18 protein-coding genes and 1 pseudogene are annotated in these 22,895 nt (G+C 47.5%); 9 read left to right on the top strand and 10 right to left on the bottom strand.

What is annotated here, in order from left to right:
• Positions 1-96: 96 nt before the first annotated feature.
• The 4 genes and pseudogenes from JGK36_RS11270 to JGK36_RS11255 form a co-directional block, all read left to right on the top strand.
• A pseudogene (locus JGK36_RS11270) lies at positions 97-420 on the top strand (zinc ribbon domain-containing protein); the annotation flags it as partial.
• A gap of 369 nt (positions 421-789) precedes the next feature.
• Positions 790-1,521, top strand: a complete 732-nt coding sequence (locus tag JGK36_RS11265) for a PP2C family serine/threonine-protein phosphatase (RefSeq protein WP_293177062.1) — start codon at positions 790-792, stop codon at positions 1,519-1,521.
• Positions 1,522-1,598: 77 nt separating this feature from the next.
• Positions 1,599-2,819, top strand: coding sequence for an anhydro-N-acetylmuramic acid kinase (locus JGK36_RS11260; RefSeq protein ID WP_293190568.1), 1,221 nt, complete (start codon positions 1,599-1,601; stop codon positions 2,817-2,819).
• 80 nt (positions 2,820-2,899) lie between these two features.
• Positions 2,900-3,349 (top strand): hypothetical protein, encoded by a 450-nt coding sequence (locus JGK36_RS11255; protein ID WP_293177066.1) that lies wholly within the window; start codon positions 2,900-2,902, stop codon positions 3,347-3,349.
• A gap of 933 nt (positions 3,350-4,282) precedes the next feature.
• Here the strand turns inward: JGK36_RS11255 and JGK36_RS11250 are convergent.
• Both JGK36_RS11250 and JGK36_RS11245 read right to left on the bottom strand, forming a co-directional pair.
• Entirely contained in the window at positions 4,283-4,975 is a 693-nt protein-coding gene (locus JGK36_RS11250; RefSeq protein ID WP_293177068.1) for a transposase, read from the bottom strand.
• Complete coding sequence (locus tag JGK36_RS11245; protein WP_293177070.1) at positions 4,947-5,366, bottom strand: hypothetical protein; 420 nt, start codon at positions 5,364-5,366, stop codon at positions 4,947-4,949. Before JGK36_RS11245 ends, JGK36_RS11250 begins: the two co-directional genes overlap by 29 nt.
• Positions 5,367-5,774: 408 nt before the next feature.
• On the opposite strand from JGK36_RS11245, the gene JGK36_RS11240 reads away from it, so the two are divergent.
• Both JGK36_RS11240 and JGK36_RS11235 read left to right on the top strand, forming a co-directional pair.
• Complete coding sequence (locus tag JGK36_RS11240) at positions 5,775-6,170, top strand: hypothetical protein (protein ID WP_293177072.1); 396 nt, start codon at positions 5,775-5,777, stop codon at positions 6,168-6,170.
• Positions 6,163-6,867 carry a hypothetical protein gene (locus JGK36_RS11235; protein ID WP_293177074.1) on the top strand — a complete coding sequence of 235 codons (705 nt, stop codon included), beginning with the start codon at positions 6,163-6,165 and terminating at the stop codon, positions 6,865-6,867. Before JGK36_RS11240 ends, JGK36_RS11235 begins: the two co-directional genes overlap by 8 nt.
• A 975-nt stretch (positions 6,868-7,842) precedes the next feature.
• Here the strand turns inward: JGK36_RS11235 and JGK36_RS11230 are convergent.
• The 8 genes from JGK36_RS11230 to grpE all read right to left on the bottom strand — a co-directional run bounded on the left by JGK36_RS11230 (position 7,843) and on the right by grpE (position 16,903).
• Positions 7,843-8,040 carry an NblA/ycf18 family protein gene (locus JGK36_RS11230; protein WP_006635253.1) on the bottom strand — a complete coding sequence of 66 codons (198 nt, stop codon included), beginning with the start codon at positions 8,038-8,040 and terminating at the stop codon, positions 7,843-7,845.
• A 623-nt stretch (positions 8,041-8,663) separates the two neighbouring features.
• Complete coding sequence (locus JGK36_RS11225; protein ID WP_293177078.1) at positions 8,664-9,395, bottom strand: biopolymer transporter ExbD; 732 nt, start codon at positions 9,393-9,395, stop codon at positions 8,664-8,666.
• Positions 9,396-9,410: 15 nt separating this feature from the next.
• Positions 9,411-10,199 (bottom strand): MotA/TolQ/ExbB proton channel family protein, encoded by a 789-nt coding sequence (locus JGK36_RS11220; protein ID WP_293177080.1) that lies wholly within the window; start codon positions 10,197-10,199, stop codon positions 9,411-9,413.
• A 246-nt stretch (positions 10,200-10,445) separates the two neighbouring features.
• Entirely contained in the window at positions 10,446-11,696 is a 1,251-nt protein-coding gene (gene rsgA, locus JGK36_RS11215; RefSeq protein ID WP_293177082.1) for a ribosome small subunit-dependent GTPase A, read from the bottom strand.
• Positions 11,693-11,983, bottom strand: coding sequence for a sulfurtransferase TusA family protein (locus JGK36_RS11210; protein WP_293177084.1), 291 nt, complete (start codon positions 11,981-11,983; stop codon positions 11,693-11,695). The genes rsgA and JGK36_RS11210 overlap by 4 nt, the downstream gene beginning before the upstream one ends.
• A 458-nt stretch (positions 11,984-12,441) precedes the next feature.
• Positions 12,442-13,569: a molecular chaperone DnaJ gene (gene dnaJ / locus JGK36_RS11205; RefSeq protein ID WP_293177088.1), complete on the bottom strand. Its 1,128-nt coding sequence runs from the start codon at positions 13,567-13,569 to the stop codon at positions 12,442-12,444.
• Positions 13,570-13,701: 132 nt separating this feature from the next.
• Positions 13,702-15,822, bottom strand: a complete 2,121-nt coding sequence (gene dnaK, locus JGK36_RS11200; RefSeq protein ID WP_293177090.1) for a molecular chaperone DnaK — start codon at positions 15,820-15,822, stop codon at positions 13,702-13,704.
• A gap of 289 nt (positions 15,823-16,111) precedes the next feature.
• Complete coding sequence (gene grpE / locus JGK36_RS11195) at positions 16,112-16,903, bottom strand: nucleotide exchange factor GrpE (protein WP_293177092.1); 792 nt, start codon at positions 16,901-16,903, stop codon at positions 16,112-16,114.
• A gap of 1,148 nt (positions 16,904-18,051) precedes the next feature.
• Between grpE and JGK36_RS11190 the strand changes: the two genes are divergently transcribed.
• The 3 genes from JGK36_RS11190 to JGK36_RS11180 all read left to right on the top strand — a co-directional run bounded on the left by JGK36_RS11190 (position 18,052) and on the right by JGK36_RS11180 (position 22,705).
• Positions 18,052-20,061: a GspE/PulE family protein gene (locus JGK36_RS11190; RefSeq protein WP_293177094.1), complete on the top strand. Its 2,010-nt coding sequence runs from the start codon at positions 18,052-18,054 to the stop codon at positions 20,059-20,061.
• Between the two features lie 169 nt (positions 20,062-20,230).
• Positions 20,231-21,328 (top strand): type IV pilus twitching motility protein PilT, encoded by a 1,098-nt coding sequence (locus tag JGK36_RS11185; protein WP_293177096.1) that lies wholly within the window; start codon positions 20,231-20,233, stop codon positions 21,326-21,328.
• A 249-nt stretch (positions 21,329-21,577) separates the two neighbouring features.
• Positions 21,578-22,705 (top strand): type II secretion system F family protein, encoded by a 1,128-nt coding sequence (locus JGK36_RS11180; protein WP_293177098.1) that lies wholly within the window; start codon positions 21,578-21,580, stop codon positions 22,703-22,705.
• Positions 22,706-22,895: the final 190 nt, after the last annotated feature.

Raw genomic sequence — 22,895 nt, 5'->3', positions numbered from 1 at the left:
TACCTTGGGATGGCCGACCACTCAATAGCGCAGGAAGTGAACTCTTTCATTGTAGCTAAAGATGGCTTTAGTTAAGTTTGGGTAAGTTTTACGAAGCAGGGGAAGTGCTACGTCGAAGTAGACCGTTTTTTCCCATCCTCAAAGACTTGCTCAGTCTGTCTCAATCGAGTTGGTAATTTGCCGTTGAATGTGCGGTCATGGCAGTGTCAAAGCTGTGAAACAAAGCATGACCGGGATGTCAACGCAGCGGTCAATATTCGAGATGAAGGACTCCGTATTTTAGCGTTAGGAACTAGCGCTACTGCCAAGGTCGGGAAGGTAAGTCCAAAGTCCCGAAGGCGTAAGTCATCCGTTTCTAAGGCACTACCCGTCGAAGTTGGAAGCTCCGCCCTCAACGACCGAAGCGCTCAGGGCGCGTAGGAAGTAGGGCGGGGTAGTTCACTGTTAAGTTTTCGCAGGCTGACAACAAGTTTCTCAACTTGACAGCTATTACTTGCTAGGGACACTAAAACCCCGGTTGCTGCATAGATTTCTCCCCAGCCAAATGTCTTATTTTGAAGCTAGAAATCCCTTTTTTTGCCCAGGTGTTGCTGAATGCAGCTTGATTTACGAAAATTTTCAGACGGAATTAGCATCAGACGATCTACAATGTAAGGCTAATGAAGTGCAATTTTTCCAAGACTAGCGATCGGCAGAAATTTCAGTACCGTTCGGAATTTTAAGTTTTGTAATCAAAAATTGCACCCATTAAATCAAGCTTTGAAGTTCGATGAGTCCAAGCACCAATCTATGAAACGCTCTTTCGCAGGTAAGACAGATACAGGGCTGGTTCGTTCCGTAAATCAGGATTCGTACCACATAGACCCTGACGGGCGATTTTTCATAGTGGCCGACGGCATGGGAGGACACGCGGGAGGTCAAGAAGCCAGTCGGATTGCGACTGGGGCGATTCAATCTTATTTGCTCGAACATTGGGAAGGGCCTGAAGATTCTCCCCTGTTGTTGTCCAAGGCTTTGTTAATTGCCAATCAAGCAATTTTGACCGATCAGCTCGAACATCCCGAGCGTGCTGATATGGGGACTACGGCTGTGGTTCTGATCTTTAGGGATGAGGGCAGACCTTGGTGCGCTAATATCGGGGACTCTCGCTTGTATCGGCTGCACGGATCTCATTTGGATCAGATTACTGAAGACCAGACTTGGGTGGCTCAGGCTGTCAAAAGAAAGGCCCTGACTCCGGATCAGGCTCGCAGTCATCCTTGGCGTCACGTTTTGTCCCAGTGTTTGGGCCGCGACGATTTGCACGAGATAGATATTCTGCCGGTGGACGTAAAGCCCGGGGATCGCTTGCTGCTGTGCAGCGACGGCTTGACTGAGGAACTTTCCGATCCTTTGATTGCTTCGCCTCTGAAGTCGATTCGCGCTTGCGAGGGCGCTGCAACTGCTTTGATTGAAGCCGCCAAGGATAAAGGGGGACGGGACAATATTACTGTGGTGATCGTGACGATCGACCTCAAATAATATCCTCGTGCCTTCGCATACCTAAAAATCTCCCAATCTCCGAATCAAAAAATCTCAAATCTAAAATTTAAAATCGAATGGTTCGCGTTATCGGTTTGATGAGTGGCACGTCGGTGGATGGCATTGATGCTGCTTTAGTGGATGTGGTCGGTTCCCAAGCAGACTTAAAAGTGCAGTTGGTTGCCGGCAAGACTTTCCCTTATCCTGCTACTTTGCGATCGCAAATTCTCTCAGTTTGCAGTGGTTCCGCGTTATCTATGGCTGAGTTCGCTCAATTAGATGATGCGATCGCCCAAGAATTTGCCAATGCCGCCTTGACAATTCAAACAGAATATGATAAAGCGGAATTAATCGGCTCTCACGGTCAAACTGTCTACCACCGACCCCCAGGGAATATGGAAAACAGTAGTTTTTCTGCTGCACCTAGCCCCGGCTCAGACATGGGTTACAGCTTGCAACTCGGGCGGGGCGCGCTCATCGCGCAATTGACAGGCATTACAACTGTGAGCAATTTTCGATCGGCAGACATTGCAGCAGGAGGTCAAGGAGCACCCTTAGTCCCAATAGTTGATGCCTGCCTGCTTGCCGAACCCAACCGCAACCTCTGCATCCAAAATCTCGGCGGAATTGGCAATTTTACTTATCTTCCTGCCAGGAGAGATAAAGAATTGGCTGACAAGTCTGCGGTTTCTCCTCTGGGCGAGGGTATCTTGGGTTGGGATACCGGGCCGGCAAATTCGCTGTTAGACTTGGCAGTGCAGCACTTCTGTGACGGAACAAAAACTTGTGACGAAGGTGGAGCTTGGGCGGCAAGTGGCACTCCCTGTCAAGCTTTAGTAGAGAATTGGCTACAGCAAGATTTTTTCATCCAAGCACCGCCCAAATCTACAGGGCGAGAGTTATTTGGTGTAGACTATTTTAACCGTTGTTTGGTCGAGGCTCAAGGTTACAACCTCAGTCCTGCTGATGTGCTGGCTACTTTGACGGAACTGACTGTTGCTTCGATCGTTCACAGTTACCAAACTTTTTTGCCGCAGATGCCCGATCGAGTTTTATTGTGCGGGGGCGGCAGCCACAATCTCTACTTAAAACGCCGATTGCAAGCACAATTGCATCCAGTGCAAGTGTTGACTACTTCTGAGGCAGGCTTGAGTGTAGATTTTAAAGAGGCGATCGCTTTCGCGGTTTTAGCCGCCTGGCGGGTTCGGGGTATTCCCGGCAATCTGCCTCAAGTTACTGGTGCTTGCGCGCCGGTTCTGTTAGGAGAAATTAACTCTTGTTGGCACAGTTGGGCATGATAGCATAGAGTCTGAGGGACAACGGCTGTGCGTTGTTGCACCAGCATTGTAGCCAGCAGGAAAAGCATAGGAACAGCACTGTGGCTCACACGTTTTTAATGGAATCTGGCCAATGGACGCTCGAAGGAAGTTGGATTGAGCGCAATGGCGTGCCAATTACGGTAAAAGGCAAAACTTTAGTGAGCTGGAACCGAACAGATTGGTTCAGTATGGTGACGAAGCTCGTGTTTCCAGGAGGCGATCGCGAAGAGATTATTTTGCAGTACCGAGGACACCTCAACAACGATGAGCGGCAGTATACTTTTGTACTCCAACACAGCGAACTCGGCCGAGTCGAGGGCGAAGGTTGGATTGCTCCCCAGTCGATCGTCCAACGTTACTGGGTACTCGGAGATGAACGCCAGCGGCGGACGGGTTTTGATACCCTCCACCGCGTTGATGAAAATCGCTACTACCAATCTAGTGGCATCATGTCTGGTCATTACTTGACGAGTACGATGGAGGCAACTCTGGAACGTCAGTCGGAATAACTCTTTTTAGCTACCTCGCGGGAAGCCCCGCGCTCTATCTGAAAGATGAGCGTCGGGATGAGAGCAGGGCTGTTGACGACGCTCCCTGAACGAATTGGGCGTTGCCCAACAGAGAAGGGAGATGGAGGAAACAGCCAGTTAACCTCCTGGATTGTTCAAAACCTTGAAATGCTCTCATAGACTTGTTTTCATGCTATATTGTTAATCGTCGTTGACCCGCCCGACTGCTCGAAAAGACAGGCTAGAGTAGCGGTCAAACGCTTGCCACAGCAAGACCAGAGATCGGGGAAGAAATACGCCTAGCTGGTTGGCAATTGCCATAAATCCACGGTGTGTTGTGCGAGTAAAACTTAAACTCCTTGGGGTGCAGGGAGTCTGCCCGGTCACTATCACGGGATAGTGAAAGAGTCAGTAGCAATGTGTTGATTGATTCAAGCATTGACTAAAACCTCGCGATCGCGGTGTAAGACTAAGACCAACACTATCTTCGGATAGTAGAGGCAACGGCGGATGAAACGGGAAGCCCGCACTGTATGCATAGCATCAGTGTGGGGTACGTCACAGTTACAAGTTGCGTGCTCTAGAACTTGAGTAGAAAATTAAAGGTTTTGCTTGTCGGAGATCGCCTTTTGATGTCCGACTTGCTCAATTCTTGCTCAAAGCCATCCGCTGCAACTTGAGAGGGCTAGCAGTGCAAATCTAACTTTACAGGAGATTAAAAGCTTTATTGATACTCCCCACCGATGAATCGGGGGGATTCTTGATTAAGACCACAAAGGGACTTTCAAAGGCGTTAACAAAGCACCTCTACTGACTTCCTTGAGACTTATCCCCAAAGTTGCCGCTACTTTTCGACCGATATTCGCTGCACCATTGCAATCTGCATTAATCAAAAAACCTTCAAGAGTACGATACAATCCATGCTTAACTCGCTTACCGCTTGGTTGCCACCCACGAAAGTTTTTCGCAGAATTTAGGTAGCACGTCAAGGTCTACAAATGAAGCCTTGGAAGTATACGACTCTTCCGTTTCTACAAATTTAATCCCATATTTTTCGCACAGTTGAGCAATTCTATTCTTGAGTCTGCCAGTCGGAATTTGCACAAAATTCTGATTTGTTTTAGACCCAAGATTAATAGCATTCTTCATGCCAGTATTCCACCCAAATATCACAGTACCAAGATTGTTGGCCAAACAATGATTAATTACTTTGCGAGCTGCTTTGTTGACAGCATCCCGCATTGTTCGATTGCGATTTTCTGTTAATTGCTCAAGTCGTTTTGACCAATAGCCATTGGCTTTTCCTGACATCAAAAATGCAACACGCTTGTTATACCCTTGATTGATTGATTTCAGATGCAACCCATCAACGATAAAGCTAGTTCCAACATTGCTAACACAGGTTAGCCAGTTGTTCATTCCGTGGTCTATCATCAAAACTTTAGATGGATCTACATCTGCTTGGACATCCTCCGTTTTGTAGATTAATTCCAAGTAAAAGCAGCCGTTTCTAGGTAGGATTCGATATTCTCGAATTGCCTTGTGGTTTAAGTTTGTAGGCATTGGCAGATAAAAAGCATCTAGTCCAAACCAAGCTTTAACTTTTGTACCTAGCGGGAATCTCATTCTTCCCATCTTTTAGCTTCACGGAGCGCCATGTATACGTCACTAAAGCTAGACCACCTTGTCGATAATTAGGCAGCCTTGGTCTTTGAGTTACTGTCCCTTCTTTAATGCCTTTTAATAGTCCAATATATGACTTGAAAGACTCGGCAACAGTAGTTAAAATCTGTTGCGCGGTATCCGAATAAAAGGCTTTATAGTGCAAATTGCGGTTTTCCGTACCTAGGACTTTATGTAAATCTGCTCTCCCCGGTATTTTACCTGTTTTAAAGTACATTTGACGAGCATAATAGATTCCGCAATTAGTCAGTTTTGATGATTCACTACAAAGGAATTCTAGGATTGCTTTTAAGTCATTGTTGGGACTAATTAGATTTTGTTGGCATCCAAACATTTTTATATCCTCCTAACTATTAGATTAGCATGATCATCTTATTTAAGCTTCGATTCTGCCAAGAAAAACCATTTTTTAGGCGACTATAAAAACTGTAGTTTAGACTAACTAAAGATGAGAACGGTGGCCCAAGAAGAACTAGAGCCACCGTTAAGGAGAGAATGAGGGTGAAAAATAAAAACCTATCCACTCCTTAAATGAACAGTGAACGATTAAAGGACTTTCGTCAAGAAGCATACGAGTTATTAGTACGAGGCAAGGATGCAACATTCGAGCTGATGGATGCAGTGATGACCACGCCCGAATGCAGCCTGTTTGGCGGAATTTTCGCTCAATCCATTATTCCATCGTCAATGGCCAAGCGTCTACGAGGCATTGCAAGACTGTAGACCAGACCGGAAAAAACTGATGCTGCTGTATCTGGAGCAATTACAGAAGGAAGCACCCTCAACGGAACACGTTTTAGTGGCAATCGATCATACTGCATGGGGCAGACCAGATGCCAAAACATTACAAGACAGAACCCATGAATATCACAAAGGCGTAATTATTGGACAGGGGTACAGTACAATTGCGTGGATACCCGAAGCAGAAGGAAGTTGGGCATTACCCCTACTACATGAACGAATTAGTAGTTGGTCTTCACCAATAGAAAAAGCAGCTTCCCAACTCAAACTTGTTTGTGAACAGAGCATCAATCCAGTCTTAGCAGTTTTAGATCGAGAATATGGCAATGCAAATTGGGTACTGGCGCAAGCAGATATTCAAGCTGATTGTTTAATGAGAGTCCGAAAGAATGCCTGAAGAGTGGTCAGAACCACCAGCATATAGTGGTCGCGGCAGACCACGCAAGCACGGGCAGAAAATGAGACTCAACGACCCAACCACATGGCTCCAAGCGGATACTGTGATTGAAATTGACGAACATCCAGATTTGGGACAAGTCCGAGTCACTCAATGGCTAGACTTACATTTTTATCGTGCGCCTGGACAGAGAGTCAATTTAATCCTCGTCGCAAGAATGAAGCTCATGTCAAATGGTCAGCCATTTCCACCCTTATGGTTGGCTTGGGTGGGAGAACGAACTCTCCCTCTAGAAACAGTCTGGTTCAAATATTTACGACGTTTTGGAGTAGATCATTGGTATAGGTTTGCCAAGCAACGACTACACTGGACATTGCCTAACCTGAGAACTCCCGAACAATCCGAGCGTTGGAGTGATTTAATGCCGTTGATGAGTTGGCAACTCTGGCTAGCTAGGGATTTAGTGGTTGAGAATGTATTACCTTGGCAATCTGCTACGATTAATTTAACCCCTGGACGTGTTGCTCAATCAATGTTGTCGCTTTTAGTTGACATTGGTACTCCCGCAAAAATGCCTAAACAGAGGGGAAAATCCCCTGGTTGGGAAAAAGGAAGGGTACGGACCAAGGCACCGTGCTATCCCACTGTGAAAAAACGGGTTTCTCGACGTAAAAAGTCTTCAAGATTAGTTATTTAATCTTCTCCCTCTTGAGTTTTTGAGTAACAGCTTGCCGGATATTCAAAGGCGGCTACTTTTGGCTGCAATCATTTTTTAGTCTAAACTACAGTAAAAAGATTGATTGTTGAAAAAGATGTAGGCGACTCAAGTCGCAGCCACGTTCCTCCCCATGTCTAAAGCCAGGGGCTTCTCGCTCGTTCTTCGGTGAAGTGTGAAGCTCGCGATATAGCGGTTCTCATAAAGATGAGGTGGCTCTCCTGATTTTGAGGTTATAAGCCAGCCCGATCAATTCTCAATCCATTGCCCTATAAGTCTTTCAATTCAATCTTTTGATGAAGCTATCCCTCTACCCCCCACTTTTTCACCAAAAGTCCAGGAGAGCCGATGAGGTATATCAAATTCTGCTGCGATCGCCTGGGAGAACGCACGCACGAAGACCATCTTTACCGGAGAGAAACCTCAGAAAGCTTGTAATACATATCGCTTACCAATTACCCATTACCTTTTTTCCCATTACCAATTGCCAGACATACCTGATATTTTTGAGAAAAACTATATCAAACAATTTGCATTTCTGGAAATTAGATATTATTAATTTATTCTACCCAATCTGCGAATTTATGACTTTAATTTATTGTATAAAAAATATATATATTGTCGAAAAATTTATAATTTTTGAGAGGCGGAGCGATAAATTCTTGTTGCTCTGTGCTGCGATCGTCGATCGGACTATTACGGAGACTTGATCCCAACTTTTAGTAGAATCAAAAGACAATAAAGTGCGAGTTTGTCTAGACCCGAGGATGAGTTCTCGATAGGTTGCTAAAAATTGTTTCTACCAAATGCCTCTAACCTGATAAATTCATCCGTATATCAGTGTCGAGCTCTGAGGATATTCTGCTTTATACCTTTGAGTGACGCCCCATCACCCCCAACTCCTTTCCGCCTGAGGGAAGAGAGTAAGAGACGGAGGTCGCCGACTGCGACTCTAGGCTACTCAACGCCTGGATTGGGTTCTAGACCCCAATGGTGTTTGAGAAAATGGCGGTACATGGTTTCGCGCAACATCATTTGCTCGTAAAGCTTGACCAAAAACTCCTGAGCTTGCTCGCGGCTCATGTCACTTACCTGTGTTTTGAAGGAACACAGGCTAAATTGCTGCTCCAAAGACAATTCTGCTGGTTGGCTCATGACTTTGACTCCTGTAGTAAGTAAAAGTGACTTGACAGTGAAACCTGGATTAACCAGATTTGTAAGTTGTTTCTGTAAGTTGCTTCAGCGATCGGCTCTTGGTTTCAGGATGTCCCGCAAGCCTATCTCGCTTTAGTATATTACAAAAGGTAACAATAATTTGACAAAATTACCATCTTTCCTAAGAAATAACTTAACCATAGAGATGGCAAGATGTCCGCAAAAGTTCCTTCCGCAGACTTATACCACTCTATCTACTTGTCAAGAGAAAAAAGGCTCAGTATGAACCAAAATAATTGCAGCGATTTATACCAACTCGCGCGGAAATTCTCTCTGGCTGAGGGGGAGAGCGGGTGCTGACGGGTGTAGGTTTTTTGGTAAAAGCCTTATCCCATAAGAGTTTGAGATTTTAAGAGGCAAAAGCCCAAAACTTTTGCACTGTCTAGATTTGCTGGGTTTTGCCAGGGGAAAACCTACACCTGTCAGGAGATCGGGTGAGGGGAGATGGGGAGACTGGGAGAATCTATATTTCTCTCTTCTCCCTTACCTTCTTCCTTGTATTCGTTAAATCGGCTACATCTGTTAAATCCCGCACACTGCTTCCAAACTTGGAAGCGTTCTTACTAATTTGAGGGAGGGACATTCGGCGGTGGAGTAGCAGCTCCGGGCCTGGAATTGGGGGCAATGGGTGCGGGCGAAACGGGAGGAATTCCCAGATTTCCCCCAGAGTTGCTCGGCTGCTGTCCCGGTGCTGGAAGAGGAGATTGAAACTGATTGGGATTGAACTGCTGCTGCCCCGGAGCCGGAAGAGGAGATTGAAACCGATTCGGATTGAGCTGTTGTTGCCCAGGAGCTACGGGAGACGGCAGGGGTTGAGGGTAATTGCCCGAAGGTGCCGCAGGAATCCCCGAATTGGGAAGCGACGGATTATTCGGCTGGGCAGAGGGAGCCGAACTAGGAAGAGTTGCTAGAGCTACTCGATCGCCCCCTACCTCTCGCAATTTGTCTAAAACCTCCACAACTTTGGCGTATTTAGCATTTTGAGGAGCGTACAACACCGTCAAGCCGGCAGGATTTGTGCTGTGGAAACTCTTTAAAACTCGATCGAGCTGCTGGTAATTAACAGGCAATTGGTCGATATAAGTTTGCCCGAAATCGTCAATGCTGACAATCAGCATCTCTCGCATCTGCGTTTGTCCAGTCTTCGCCTTCGGCAAATCGACATTAATCGCTTGCTGGCGAGTCAGTTGCAAAGCCGCCACCAAAAAAAACGTCAGAATGCAAAAGATCACGTCAATTAAAGGCACCAGTTCAATCCGAGCCTCTTCAGCAGGAGTATCTAAGTGAATCTTCATCAGTTGTTCTTTGTTCTAATTATTAGAAGGTGAATCTTCAGCCGGATCGGAACCTTTCAATTTCGGCTCCCTGAGACGTTCTCCCGATGATTCTTGAGAATTGAGAGAACGCCTGTTCAAACCATCGGAACCAAAGGAAGAATTGTTGTGATCTGTACCGGGCGATCGACCTTTAGCATTAGCAGTCGGCCAATATTGTCTGTAGAGCAATTCCATTTCATTTCCAGCTTTGCGAAATATTTTGGCTTGGTTGAACAAAAAAGCTTGAAATATCCGATAAAACGCCAAGGTAAAAATTGCTACTACCATCCCACTCGCAGTCGTGATCAGCGCCTCGCTAATCCCCAAAGTCACGCCAGTGGTTGCCGCCGTACCGATGTCGCCCAGACGGATGGAACTGAGGGAGTTAATCAAGCCCAAAACTGTTCCCAGCAAGCCCAGCAAAGGGGCGAGAGCGATCGTCGCTTCTAAGATTTTGTCCCCGCGGCGCATCGAAGCCAACTCTTCATCGGCGGCTGCTTCGAGGGCGAGTCGAAATAAATCTGGTTCGGGATTGTACAGGCGCAGGGGTGCAGAAAGAAATCGCCCGATCGGCTGTCGGTTGGCTTGTCTGGCAATCTCGTTAGCCGCCCCCCAATCGCTCCGCGCCGCGTCGAGAATCCGGTTAACTATCTGCTTCTCTTTGCTCAAGAGGCTTGCCCAGAACCACAAGCGCTCGATAATTGTACTTACAGATAGAATCGATAACACCAACAGGGGCCACATGGCGGGGCCGCCTTTTTGAAACAGTTCTTGAATATTCACAATATTTTTGCTCCTGCATTACCCGCTAACTTTTGCTTCTGTTCTACTTTTTTTTACAAATCTAAGGCCATTTAATTTTAGCGATTAATGTACTCAGGACTTACGCACTCGCCACTAAAGAAACCGGGTCTTGCAGTCCAAGGCCTCGGGTGGCAAAGAAGTATCTTACTCGATCGAATCCCGTTGCTGAGTAAGTCTTGGTAATATTGTCAGACTCCTCGCGGGCGATCGGCGGCGACTACTTCCTCAGAAATCCTCTAAATCTTCTTGACACATATCTTGCAGCGACTGGTGTTGCAGGCGGCGGTTCGTGCGGCGATATTTTTTAGTTTGCAGTTTCGGTTCATACTGCTGTGTACCGTCGGACTTGGTTTGCTGCTTCAAACTGGATTCGGCGCTGCTGGAGTTTTGCAGAGCTTGTTGGCGGACGATCGCCTCTTCCATAAAATTCAAATAATACTGGTAGCGCTCCCAATCTCCCCGCACCACACAGTTAGGCTCATCGCGGTGCGAACAGTCGCTAAACTGGCAGCTACCCAAAGCCAGCCTCTGACGAGCTTCTGGGAAATATTCAGCTAACTCCGACGGATCGGATTCGAGAGCCGGCTGATTAAAGCCCGGAGTATCCGCCAGCAATCCGCCGTCGGGAAGTTCAAATAGTTCGACGTGGCGAGTTGTGTGGCGCCCGCGGCCGAGTTTGCCAGAAACAGCGTTCACTCGCAGGTTCAGCGCCGGAACCAGTTGGTTGATCAAGCTGGACTTGCCGACGCCAGAAGGGCCACAAATTATCGTTATTTTGTCTTGGGTGTGGCTGTGGAGAAAGTTCGGCAAGGGATTTTGTACGGAATTTAACGGAGCTAACGGATGAGCCGAATTTGCTAGTAGGGGGTTCTCCTCAGAAGGCAACAGAGAACCATCTATTTTGTCCGATAAATTCTGGGAAGTTACTTTTTCGACATAAACTTTATTTTGAAAATTTGTGGCAACTTCCTGCACTCCTAAACCGCTGCGAACGCTAATAAACATTGGTTCGTAGCCCCAACGTGAAAGCCGATCGCGCCACTGTTCCAACTCCTCGGCTCTCACCAAATCGCATTTGTTCAGGCACAAACTCACCTCTAAACCTGTAGATTCTGCCTTGACTAAAAACCGAGTTAATGAGGCGGGGTCTAAATCGGGTTCGGCGAGGGCAAAAACGAGGAGAATGCGATCGGCATTAGCGACAGGCGGGCGGTTGAGTTCTGTGCGGCGGGGGAAGACTTCTGAAATTGCACCCCGGCGGTCAGTCCAGTCCGGTTCGTCTACCACCACGCGATCGCCCACCATCACCTGTTGACCAATTTTTTTGAGTCGAGTGCGGCGAGTGCACAGGAGAGTGGGAGCATCCGCCAGGGCTATATTCTCGTGAATCCCGGCTGCTGGATCTAGCCTGACTCGGTAGAAGTTAGCCTGAACAGCCACGACTGTACCGACGAGAGAGGACAAATTCAGGCTCATCCGGCTTCCTGGAGTTCTGGGCGCTGCACTTTCATGGCAAAAAAGCCAGACTCCGACTCATCCGCCATAAATTGCGTTTCGAGAATTTGATAGCCTTCCATTTTCAGACTATCAGGCACTTGTTCGATCGGCTCCCCAGCATCCAGCCACACTTCCAAAACAGCACCAGGTGGCATTTGTTCCAAGCGCAATTTAGTGCGGACAAAATTCAGAGGACACGGAGTCCCCCGCAGATCGATTTTGGCATCTGGGGATTTGGGATTTTCAATTGTGGATGTTGAATTCATAATGCGTTTTAGATTCTCAAATTTCCCATCTCAATTCTTGAAAGCCTTATTTTATCGTGAACAAATTGACGAATAATTATTCTACCGCCGATTTTTGACACCAATTGGTGTCATTTTTTTGAGGACTATTCCCACAAATTGCCCAACAATTATTCTACGACCGATTTTTGACACCAACACAAATTGCCCAACAATTATTCTACGACCGATTTTTGACACCAATTGGTGTCATTTTTTTGAGGACTATTCCCACAAATTGCCCAACAATTATTCTACCTGTACAAAATGAGACCAATTGGTCTCATTTTTTTGACAGAGAATTAAACAAATTGCCGAACAATTATTCTACCTGGGCAAAATGAGACCAATTGGTCTCATTTTTTTGATAGAGAATTTAAAAAATTGCCACGGAATCATCAAACAGGAAAATTTGACACCCATGGGTGTCAAAAAATTGCTTATTTCTGAAACAAATTGCCCAGAAATCCTTCCAAGCCGCCTTTACCAGTACGATCGCCCTTCAGCTTAGCAAGCTGCATCAGCAACTCCCGTTCCTCAGCCGTCACCTTAGTCGGAATATCAATAGACACCGCAATCAAATGGTCGCCGCGACTGACTGGATTGCCCAACTTAGGCACTCCTTTTTTCTCCAGAGTCAGAACAGTATTCGCCTGAGTTCCCGTAGGAATCAACAATTCCGTCGGCCCATCTACAGTTTCCACTTCCAATCGGCAGCCCAAAATTGCTTGCAAATAACTAATCTTCACTTCCGAATTAACGTTAATGCCGTCCCGCTTAAATAACGGGTCTTCATTCACAGCCAAAAACACGTAAAGATCCCCCGGCGGCCCGCCCAACTTGCCAGCATCCCCTTCATTGGAAACGCGCAAACGAGTACCGTTATCTACCCCGGCTGGAATAGTGATTTTCAGCTTTTTCATCACTTCTTTCTGACCGCGGCCGCCACAAGTTTCGCACTTGTCCTCAATTACTTGCCCGGTGCCGTTGCAGGTGGGGCAAACAGAAACTTGAGTAAAGCTGCCGAAAGGCGTGCGGGTAGCGCGTCGGACTTGACCGCTGCCGGTACAAGTCGAACAGGTTTGAGGTCTGGTTCCCGGCTTGGCGCCAGTTCCGGTACAAGTTTCGCAGGTTTCTAGGTGCTTGATGCGGAGTTCTTTTTCCCCACCAAACACAGCTTCGCGAAACTCTAGCCGCAAGTCGAGGCGCAAATCATCTCCGCGCACGGGGCCACTGCGTCTGCGACCTTGCTGTTGGGCGCCCGCCCCTCCTTGAAAACCCTGAAAGAAGCTTTCAAAGATGTCAGCAAAGCTGTCGCCGAAGTCTTGGAACCCAGGCGCGCCTGCACCACTGACACCTTGTTCGCCAAAGCGATCGAAACGGGCGCGGGTTTCCGGTTCCGATAGTACCTCGTAGGCACGGTTAATTTCTTTAAACCGCTCCTCAGCTCCAGATTCTTTGTTGACATCTGGATGGTACTTGCGAGCTAGGCGGCGGTAAGCACGCTTAATTTCCTCTTTGTCTGCACTGCGAGAAACGCCTAATATTTCATAGTAATCACCGGCCATAAAGCTGCTTGCCTGGAGGTAAATAACAAAAAGTGTACGAAAAATAAACGGGCGACCTTTCCTGAAATTACCAATTAAAAATTAAAAATTCTCATTGTTAATTGTTAATTTTTAATTTTTAGCTTTTCAGTTCTAAAGGAAAGGATTCATATCATCAACTTCAGGTTCGGGAACCTTCGGTTTTGGTTCCGGTTGTGGTTCCGGCTGTCGCTTGGACTGTCGTTCCGGTTTTGGTTCCGGTTGTGGTTCCGGCTGTCGCTTGGACTGTCGTTCCGGTTTTGGTTCCGGTTTGGGTTCCGGTTGTGGCGGAGCTTGTGGCGGAGCTTGGGGCGCCACCAGCAGCTCTTCTGTCAGGAAAAGGCTGTCGTCGGTAGCTGCAACCTCTTCTAGTTCTGACATCATCTCGCTTTCAACCTCTGGCGAGGAGTGGGCTACCCCGCTGCGGGCTTGCTCGTAGACTGCTGTCCCGAGGGAGTATAGCAGTTGCTTGAAAGCTTCGATTTGCTCGGTGAGTTCCTCAACATTGATGTCGGGGTTAGCCATCGCGGCCTTCAAAGCTGTTGCTGCTGATTCGGCTGCGACTTTGAGGTCGTCGCTGAGCAATTGCGCGTTGGTTTTCAAAGTGACACCACAATTATAGACCAGGGTGTCGGCTTGATTTTTGAGTTCGACTACTTGAGCGCGCTTGATGTCCTCGTCGGCGTAAAGTTCGGCTTCTTGCCGCATCCGCTCGACTTCGGTTTCGCTCAAGCCTCCTGTATTGGAAATTTGGATGCTTTGTTCTTTGCCGGTTCCCTTGTCTTCAGCGGCAACTTTGAGAATGCCGTTGGCATCGATTTCAAAGGTAACTTCGATTTGAGGTACGCCGCGGGGGGCTGCGGGAATGCCTTTGAGCAGGAATTTGCCGAGACTTTTGTTGTCTTTTACCAATGCGCGCTCGCCTTGGAGGACGTGAATTTCTACGGAGGTTTGTCCGTCAGCAGCCGTGCTGTACATTTGCGATCGACTGGTGGGGATGGTTGTATTGCGATCGATTACTTTGGTAAACACACCGCCCAAAGTTTCGAGTCCCAGGGAAAGCGGCGTCACGTCTAGCAACAGCAAATCTTTGACTTCACCGCCCAACACCCCGGCTTGAATTGCCGCACCTACGGCTACAGCTTCGTCGGGATTCACCGATTTATCGGGAGACGCGCCCCCAAAATACTTACTAATTGCCTCTTGAACTGCCGGAATTCGGGTTGAGCCTCCGACTAAAATAATCCTGTCTATATCTTTCGGGGTAAGACTTGCGTCTTTGAGGGCTTGAGTCACCGGATCGATCGTCGCCTGCACCAAATGACCCACCAGTTTTTCAAACTGAGCCTTCGAGAGATCCATTTCCAAATGCTTCGGCCCTTTAGCATCAGAGGAGATGAACGGCAAATTAATGGATGTGGATTGCGAGAGAGAGAGTTCAATTTTCGCCTTTTCCGCAGCTTCTCGGAGGCGCTGCAATGCCATTTTGTCTGTTGAGAGGTCGCTACCTTCTTGAGTTCGGAAAACTTCTACCAGCCACTGAACTATGCAGTTATCAAAGTCATCTCCTCCGAGATGGTTGTTACCTGCGGTGGCGTTGACTTCAAAAATTCCGTCTCCCAATTGCAGGATCGAAACGTCGAAAGTACCGCCGCCGAGGTCAAAGACCAAGATTTTCTGTTCGATATTTTGCTTGTCGAGCCCGTAGGAAAGGGCGGCCGCCGTCGGTTCGTTGACGATCCGCAGGACTTCTAAACCCGCGATCGTACCGGCGTCTTTAGTCGCTTGGCGCTGGGCGTCTGTAAAGTATGCCGGCACAGTAATCACGGCTTGGGTAACAGTTTGTCCCAAATAAGCTTCAGCATCTTGCTTGAGCTTTTGGAGTACCATTGCCGAGATTTCTTGGGGGGTGTGAACTTTGTTCCGAATTTGGACGTTAACGGTGTCGTCTTTGCCTTTGATGCAGGTATAGGGAGTGCGGGATCGTTCTTCTTCCGTGTCGTCCCACCTGCGCCCGATAAATCGTTTGATGCTGTAAACAGTATTTACAGCATTAGTTACAGCTTGCCGCTTGGCTAGTTGACCGACTAAGCGATCGCCCGCCTTGCCAAATCCTACGATGCTCGGAGTTGTGCGGCCGCCCTCGGAATTGGCGATCACGACGGGTTTACCGCCCTCCAATACAGCTACGCAACTGTTGGTCGTGCCTAAGTCAATTCCAATAATTTTTCCCATAGCGCCTCATAAAACTTTGTGGGATGTTTGGAAACTTCCAACTACAAGTTGGGGTATAAAAAACGACTAAGCTTGTTTTAACAAGCATCACTGACTGGATTTGTAGGAAACAAACTTGATATTTTAATGCAAGATCGCAGACTCATTAAAACATTGTTCAGAATTTGTTGAGAAAGCGCTGACCTGCTTTTAGTCCTGAATTAAGAAGTTGGTGAGTTTGCCACCTTCGTGCCCCCGAATTCTCTTCGGGGGTCCGTGCAGGGCGAGGAATGCAGTAGCTTTTGTCCGATTAACTTTCCGAACTATCGGGATTTTCATCTGAGGCTACCACAGATATCCCAGGCGCTGCAACTTTCACTTTGGCGTGGCGCAAGACACGATCGCCCAGAATGTAGCCGCGTTCTAGTTCTTGGATGATTGTTCCTTCCTCGTGTTCGTCTGTGGGCTCGCTGAGGAGAGCTTCGTGGAGGTTGGGGTCAAACTGTTCGCCTTCAGGGCGCATCGGAGAAACCCCAATTTGCTTGAGACCATCTACCATTTGCTTGTAAACGCTTTGGTAGCTTTTGTGAATGTTCATTTCGCCGTCGTTTTGCGGCTTAATGTGCGATCGAGCGCGCTCGAAATTGTCGATTACCGGCAACAGGGGCTTGATCGTGAGACACCTTGCCTGTAAATCTAACTCTTCTTTTTCCTTTTGGGTGCGCCTGCGGAAGTTTTCAAAATCTGCTGCTAGGCGGAGATTTTGATTTTTTAGGTCTTCTAGTTGAGCTGATGTGGCTTGCAACTGAGTTTTTAAAGCCTCTTTTTCATCTCTTATCGAAGCGAGTTCCCTCTTCCATGATTCAGCCGCGTCTGCTGTCGGGCTGTTGGTGGAATTGCCGGTGACAGGATCTCCGGATGCGTTTGCTCCCTTGCGATCGCCCTCGGCGCTTTGATAAGCTTGAGCAAGTTCGAGTTCCCAATCGGCTGCTTCGTTAGAGTTTGCTGGTGCCGGCGGAGTTTCGCTTGCCATTGGTGAACCCTCTGGGGTTTCCCCAGTTGAGTTAGGATCTAGATCTTGCTGTTTTTCCTCGTCAATCATAAAAGCTGCGCGACAGAACCCTATCAATTCTAGCAGATACACTTAACACGGTAAATGTACAGAACTATAATTTACTGTGTATGGCACTATCTGATTCATAGGAAAGCTCCGGTCTCTGTGCAGGAATCTCTCAAAGCTTGCAATATTTTATGGAAATGACATCTCGATCTCTAGTTCTAGTAAGACCGTAGTTAGCGCTAACACAACGTTTCTTGTATCGCAATTTGGGAATAACACCCTCGCATTGATAGCAAGTTTAGAAGGATATTAAGCAGTTAGATTTCCTGAAAATAATTGAGCTGTTGATGGCTGATACTTCAATATTTGCGGCAAAACACAGTTAATTAAAGTTAATTTATATGGCTGTTTTATTCGCAGATAGAGGCTTGTATTTTACAATTGAGTGCGTTTAAAAACAGGGAGGTGTCCTCGATTATTGGGGAGTAAAATGAGAAACATTAGCTGGTATTGGGTACCGGCCACTCGGTAGATACGATTGATCTCTAATTTGCCAATAGGCAAAATTGATGAACTGTCAACCTTTCCTCACAAAGGTTAGGACACCAGAGAGAATTAGATGAATATTGGCAGGGAAAAAACTAGAGCTGCTCAAAATCTGGGCGATCGAAATCTGCGATCGGGCGATCGCCCGCAACCCGATCGCAGATAATTAATCAAAATATATCTCACTAGACCGATCGATGGCTTTCGTCAAAGCTATCATCATCAAAGCTCGCACAGCCGATCTTTAAGGTAGTACAGAGAACCGCGCTACCACGGGCGCTGTAATTTGACCAAACAATTTGCGAATATACAATGATCGTGGAAAGGCGACAGACCTCAGGATCAATCCCCAAGTGATGTGCCATGAGGCTATAACGAGAGTATCTCGCAGGTCGATCGGGTCAGTAAGCAACTTAGCACTCAACAAACAAAATTTGATTGCAAGCATCGACCAATCCCTCCAACGTCTCATCAATTTGTGGACGAAAATGAGAGGAGACTACGAGCTTACACTTGACATATAGGGATAGAGCACAAATATGATAGCTCATCCACAAGCAAAAGATACGGGGGTTTTAACCCCGCGTTGGTTTTCCTCTCAGCACTTTCTGTGACTGAGTTTCCCACAAGAATGAGTGTTTTTTATGACTAACACATCCCAGGGGTCTCCTCGCACATCGATAGTTGCTATCAGCGTTTTGCCTCCGGCTCTCAACAAGATGATTCAGTCGGGTTACGTCAACGGCGACCAAGTGAAACAAGCTCAACTTGAAAGCCGGAAGTCGGGTAAGCGGTTGACGGAGGTATTAGAAGCACTTACCGGGCAGCCGTTACCTCCTGAATTGCTGCGGCTTTACAAGAAGCAGCAGATGTTTGAACGGAAGATTGTCTACGGGGTTGAAGCGTATGACCCGGAGATGAGCGAAATGTCGAACGAGCAACTCGGAATTATGCTCGATGGGTTGAAAATTTCGATCGACATTTGTCACCAAGGTCGCTTTTTACCAGTAGCGAAGACTGAAACCGAGCCTCAGGCTGTTTTAGTGGCAATGGTAGATCCCGACAACCTCAACGCCATAGAAGATTTGCGGCGGATTTTACAGCCTCACGGCTTGGCTTTGCAGCGACGGGTGATTACGCCAGACGACTACCAGGACATCACTTCGGCATATCAAGACGACCAAGTTAAGGTAGCCGCCAAAATAGCAGAAGCCGATAAGCAGAGAAAGCTGGAGTTAGGGGAGGGAGATTTTGGCGAACTCTCATTAGAAGAGGAGAGTGCTGACCAAGAAGACCTAGCTAACACCATAGACGATGCTGAGGCTGCTCCGGTAATTAAGGCTGTCAATATCATTTTGGCTAAAGCTTTGTCGGAAAAGGTGTCGGACATCCACGTAGAACCTCAAGAAGAGTTTATGCGGATACGGATGCGGAAAGATGGGGTGCTGCAAGAGTATTTCCGGTTTCCGAAACAGGTAGTGCAATCGATTACGGCTCGTTTCAAGATTATTGCCAACTTGGACATTGCCGAACGCCGACAAGCTCAAGATGGTCGTATCCGCCGGGTGTTTGAGGGACGCACGGTAGATTTCCGGGTAAATAGCTTGCCTTCCCGGTACGGCGAAAAAATCGTGCTGCGGATTTTGGACAGTTCCAGCACTCAGTTGGGTTTGGGTTTGTTGATCTCGGATCAAGAAACTCTGGCTTTGGTGCGAGAGACTGCTAGCCGTCCGTTCGGACTGATTTTGGTGACGGGGCCTACGGGTTCGGGTAAGTCAACTTCTCTGTACTCGATTCTGGCGGAACGCAACGATCCGGGGGTTAATATCAGTACGGCGGAAGACCCGATCGAATATGCTTTGCCGGGAATTACCCAATGTCAAGTAATTCGGGAAAAAGACTTGACTTTTTCCAACCTGCTGCGGGCGTTTTTGCGGCAAGATCCTGACGTGATTTTGGTGGGGGAAACGCGGGACAGGGAAACGGCAAAAACTGCTCTCGAAGCTGCTTTGACGGGACACTTAGTGCTGACTACGCTGCACACTAATGACGCGGCTGGGGCGATCGCGCGTTTGGACGAAATGGGCGTAGAACCGTTCATGGTTTCAGCCGCTCTGTTGGGCGTGTTGGCTCAGCGTCTGATGCGGCGCGTTTGCGACAAATGCTGCATTCCTTACCAGCCTACTGCGGCCGAACTCGGTCGCTACGGTCTGTCGGCTTCTCAAGAAATCGATCTGACTATTAACAAAGCCAACACCATACCGGTGGAGGAAAGGAAAGGACTCGCAGAACGCGATCAACTTTGTCGGAAGTGCAGCGGCCTAGGCTACAAAGGACGGGTAGGCGTTTACGAGTTCCTGAAAAATACTGAGCGGCTGCAAACTCTGATCACTCAAGGGGCTCCCACAGAGCAACTTAAGGAAGCAGCGGTAGAAGAAGGGATGAAAACGTTGTTGGCTTACAGCTTGCAGTTGGTGCGGGAAGGGGCGACTACCTTTGAGGAAGTCGAGCGGGTGACCTTTACTGACTCCGGGTTGGAGGCGGAACTGAAAGCCAAACGCAAGCAGGGACTTACCTGCAAAACTTGTCGGGCGGAATTGAAGCCGGAGATGCTGGATTGTCCGTACTGCTTGACGCCGCGCTTTTTGGATTGATTCATCCGTCATCCGTCATTCGTCATTAGTCATTAGTCATCCGTCATCCGTCATTAGTCATTAGTGATTAGTCAGTAGAAAAACAACTGTCAACTGTCAACTGTCAACTGTCAACTGTATCTGAGCTAAATTGGTCAATAACTATCAACTAGATTGAGAAGAGGTATCTATGGGTCTGATGATTGAAGACGTATTGGAGTCCCTGGTAGAGCAAGGGGGTTCGGACATACACATCCAAGCAGGCGCGCCTATCTTCTTCCGCGTCAGCGGGAAACTAACTCCTCAGTCGCAATACGGCGACATTCTGTCTGCTGAGGAAGTGCAGATTCTGATCTTCCAAATGCTCAACAATATGCAGCGCAAGCAGTTGGAAATGGAGTGGGAACTCGACTGCGCTTACGGGGTGAAGGGATTGGCTCGGTTCCGGGTGAATGTGTACCGGGAGCGGGGTGCTTGGGCTGCTTGTATGCGGGCTCTGGCTTCTAAGATTCCTAACGCAGATGCTTTGGGCGTGCCGCAGATTTTGCGGGATCTGACGGAAAGACCCAGGGGTATGCTGTTGGTGACGGGACAAACGGGTTCCGGGAAAACTACTACGATGGCGGCTTTGTTGGATCTGGTCAACCGGACGCGGGCTGAACACATTCTGACGGTTGAAGACCCGATCGAATATGTGTTTCCGAATGTCAAGAGTTTGTTTCACCAGCGTCAAAAGGGGGAAGATACTAAGAGCTTTGCTAATGCGCTGAAAGCAGCCCTGCGGGAAGATCCTGATGTGATTCTGGTGGGAGAAATGCGGGACTTGGAAACGATCGGTCTGGCAATTTCGGCGGCAGAAACGGGTCACATGGTGATGGGAACGCTGCACACTAATTCGGCTGCTGCTACGATCGATCGGATTTTGGACGTATTCCCGCCCATTCAACAACCCCAGGTTCGCGCCCAAGTGTCTAACTCTTTAGTCGGAATTTGCAGCCAAAATTTGGTTGTGAAAGTTGGGGGCGGCCGCTGCTGCGCTATGGAAATCATGGTGAATACTCCAGCTATGGCTAACTTGATCCGGGAGGGCAAAACTCCTATGATTTACTCCCAAATCCAAATGGGGGCAAAATTGGGCATGAGGACGATGGAAATGGCCCTCGCTGAACTTTACAAGGGCGGTAAAATCACTTGGGAATCGGCAATGGCCAAGGCTTCTAAGGCTGACGAACTCGAACGCTTGATCGGCCCGGCACCTGTTGGTACAGGCAAGGTAGGGGCTCATTAATTGAGTCAGTCAGTCCATTTTAGATTTTAGATTTTAGATTTTAGATTTAATTGCAGCGCAGTGAATCTGGGAGCTTGAATTACGATCTAAAATTGGGGGATCGACTCTCATGAGTGTTGGGGACTTGTACCTGTTTTGGGGCGAAGCAATCAGTTATTGGTCAGCAGTCCGCAGAAATGACCAATCACTAATGACTAATGACTGATTGCCAATGACTAATGACTTTTAATAATTTTCCAGAGGCAATCTATGGCTACAAATGTTATTAATCCAAAACCAAAAACAGGCTTCGATCTCAGTAGGATTCAGGAGCAATTTGAGTATAGCCTTAGCAGTCTTACTGTTAAGGATATGGCGATTTTTGCTCGTCAGTTTGCGGCTATGTTTAATGCCGGGGTGGCGATCGTGAGATGCCTTTCCGTGCTGCACGAACAGTGCTCTAATGCTAAGTTGAAACGAGCACTCAGGAGCATGAATGCTGACGTGCAAGAGGGGATAAACTTGGCAGAGGCGATGGCTAAGTTTCCTGATGTTTTTGACCAACTGTTTATCAGTATGGTGGCGGCGGGAGAGGTCGGCGGTGTGCTAGATGAAACCCTCGACCGTCTGGCGGTGATGATGGAAAAAAATCACAAGACGGAGGCTGAAATTAAATCTGCGATGTCTTATCCGAAGACTGTGTTTTTCATCGCGATTGTGATTTTTTTCGCAATGACGATTTTTTTGCTACCAACTTTCGCAAAAATCTTTAAGGATATTGGTGCAGACTTGCCTGCTTTTACGGTGTTTATGTTGGGGATTAGCGCATTTTGTACGGCTTGGCCTCCGATCCAACAACTGACAGTTATTGGGGTAATTATAGCGCTAAAATTTGCCTTTGATATGTACTACAAAACTCCAGTAGGTCACCTCCAAATCGATAGAATTGCGATGAAGTTGCCAATTTTTGGAGATTTGATTGAAAAATCGGCGGTGGCGAGGTTTTGCGTCATCTTTGGCTCGCTGACGCGATCGGGTGTGCCGATTCTTAGCTCTTTGGAAATTGTGCGAGATGTGGCGGGAAATCAGGCGATCTCAAATGCGATCGAATATGCAAGGCAGGAAATTCAAAGCGGTGGCATGATCAGTATTGCTTTGCAAGAACAAGCTGTTTTTCCCTCCTTGGCAATTCAAATGATGGCAATTGGCGAGGAGACTGGGGAACTTGACAAGATGCTGATGAAAGTTGGCGCTTTTTACGAAACCGAAGTCGAAGAAGCAGTCAAGGGACTTACCAGTATGCTAGAACCTCTGATGATTGTTGTGGTCGGTGGTATCGTAGGTTCGATTTTGCTGTCGATGTATCTGCCGATGTTCTCAGTGTTTCAGAAGCTGTAGACAATTGACAGTTGACAGTTGACAGTTGACAGTTGTTAGTTGTCAGTTGACAGTTGTCAGTTGTCCGTTGACAGTTGACTCTTGTCAGTTGGCAGTTGACAGTTGTTATTTGTTATTTAAGAGTTGTCATTAGCTTTGTTTGAGTTGTTAATAATGTTCAGTCAGTGATATGGCCTTGGCTAATCTTTGA

It is taken from the genome of Microcoleus sp. PH2017_35_SFW_U_B (assembly GCF_020737865.1).
Classification (GTDB): domain Bacteria; phylum Cyanobacteriota; class Cyanobacteriia; order Cyanobacteriales; family Microcoleaceae; genus Microcoleus.
Note: the sequence above shows the minus strand (reverse complement) of the source record. Positions and strands in the feature narration are given on the sequence as shown.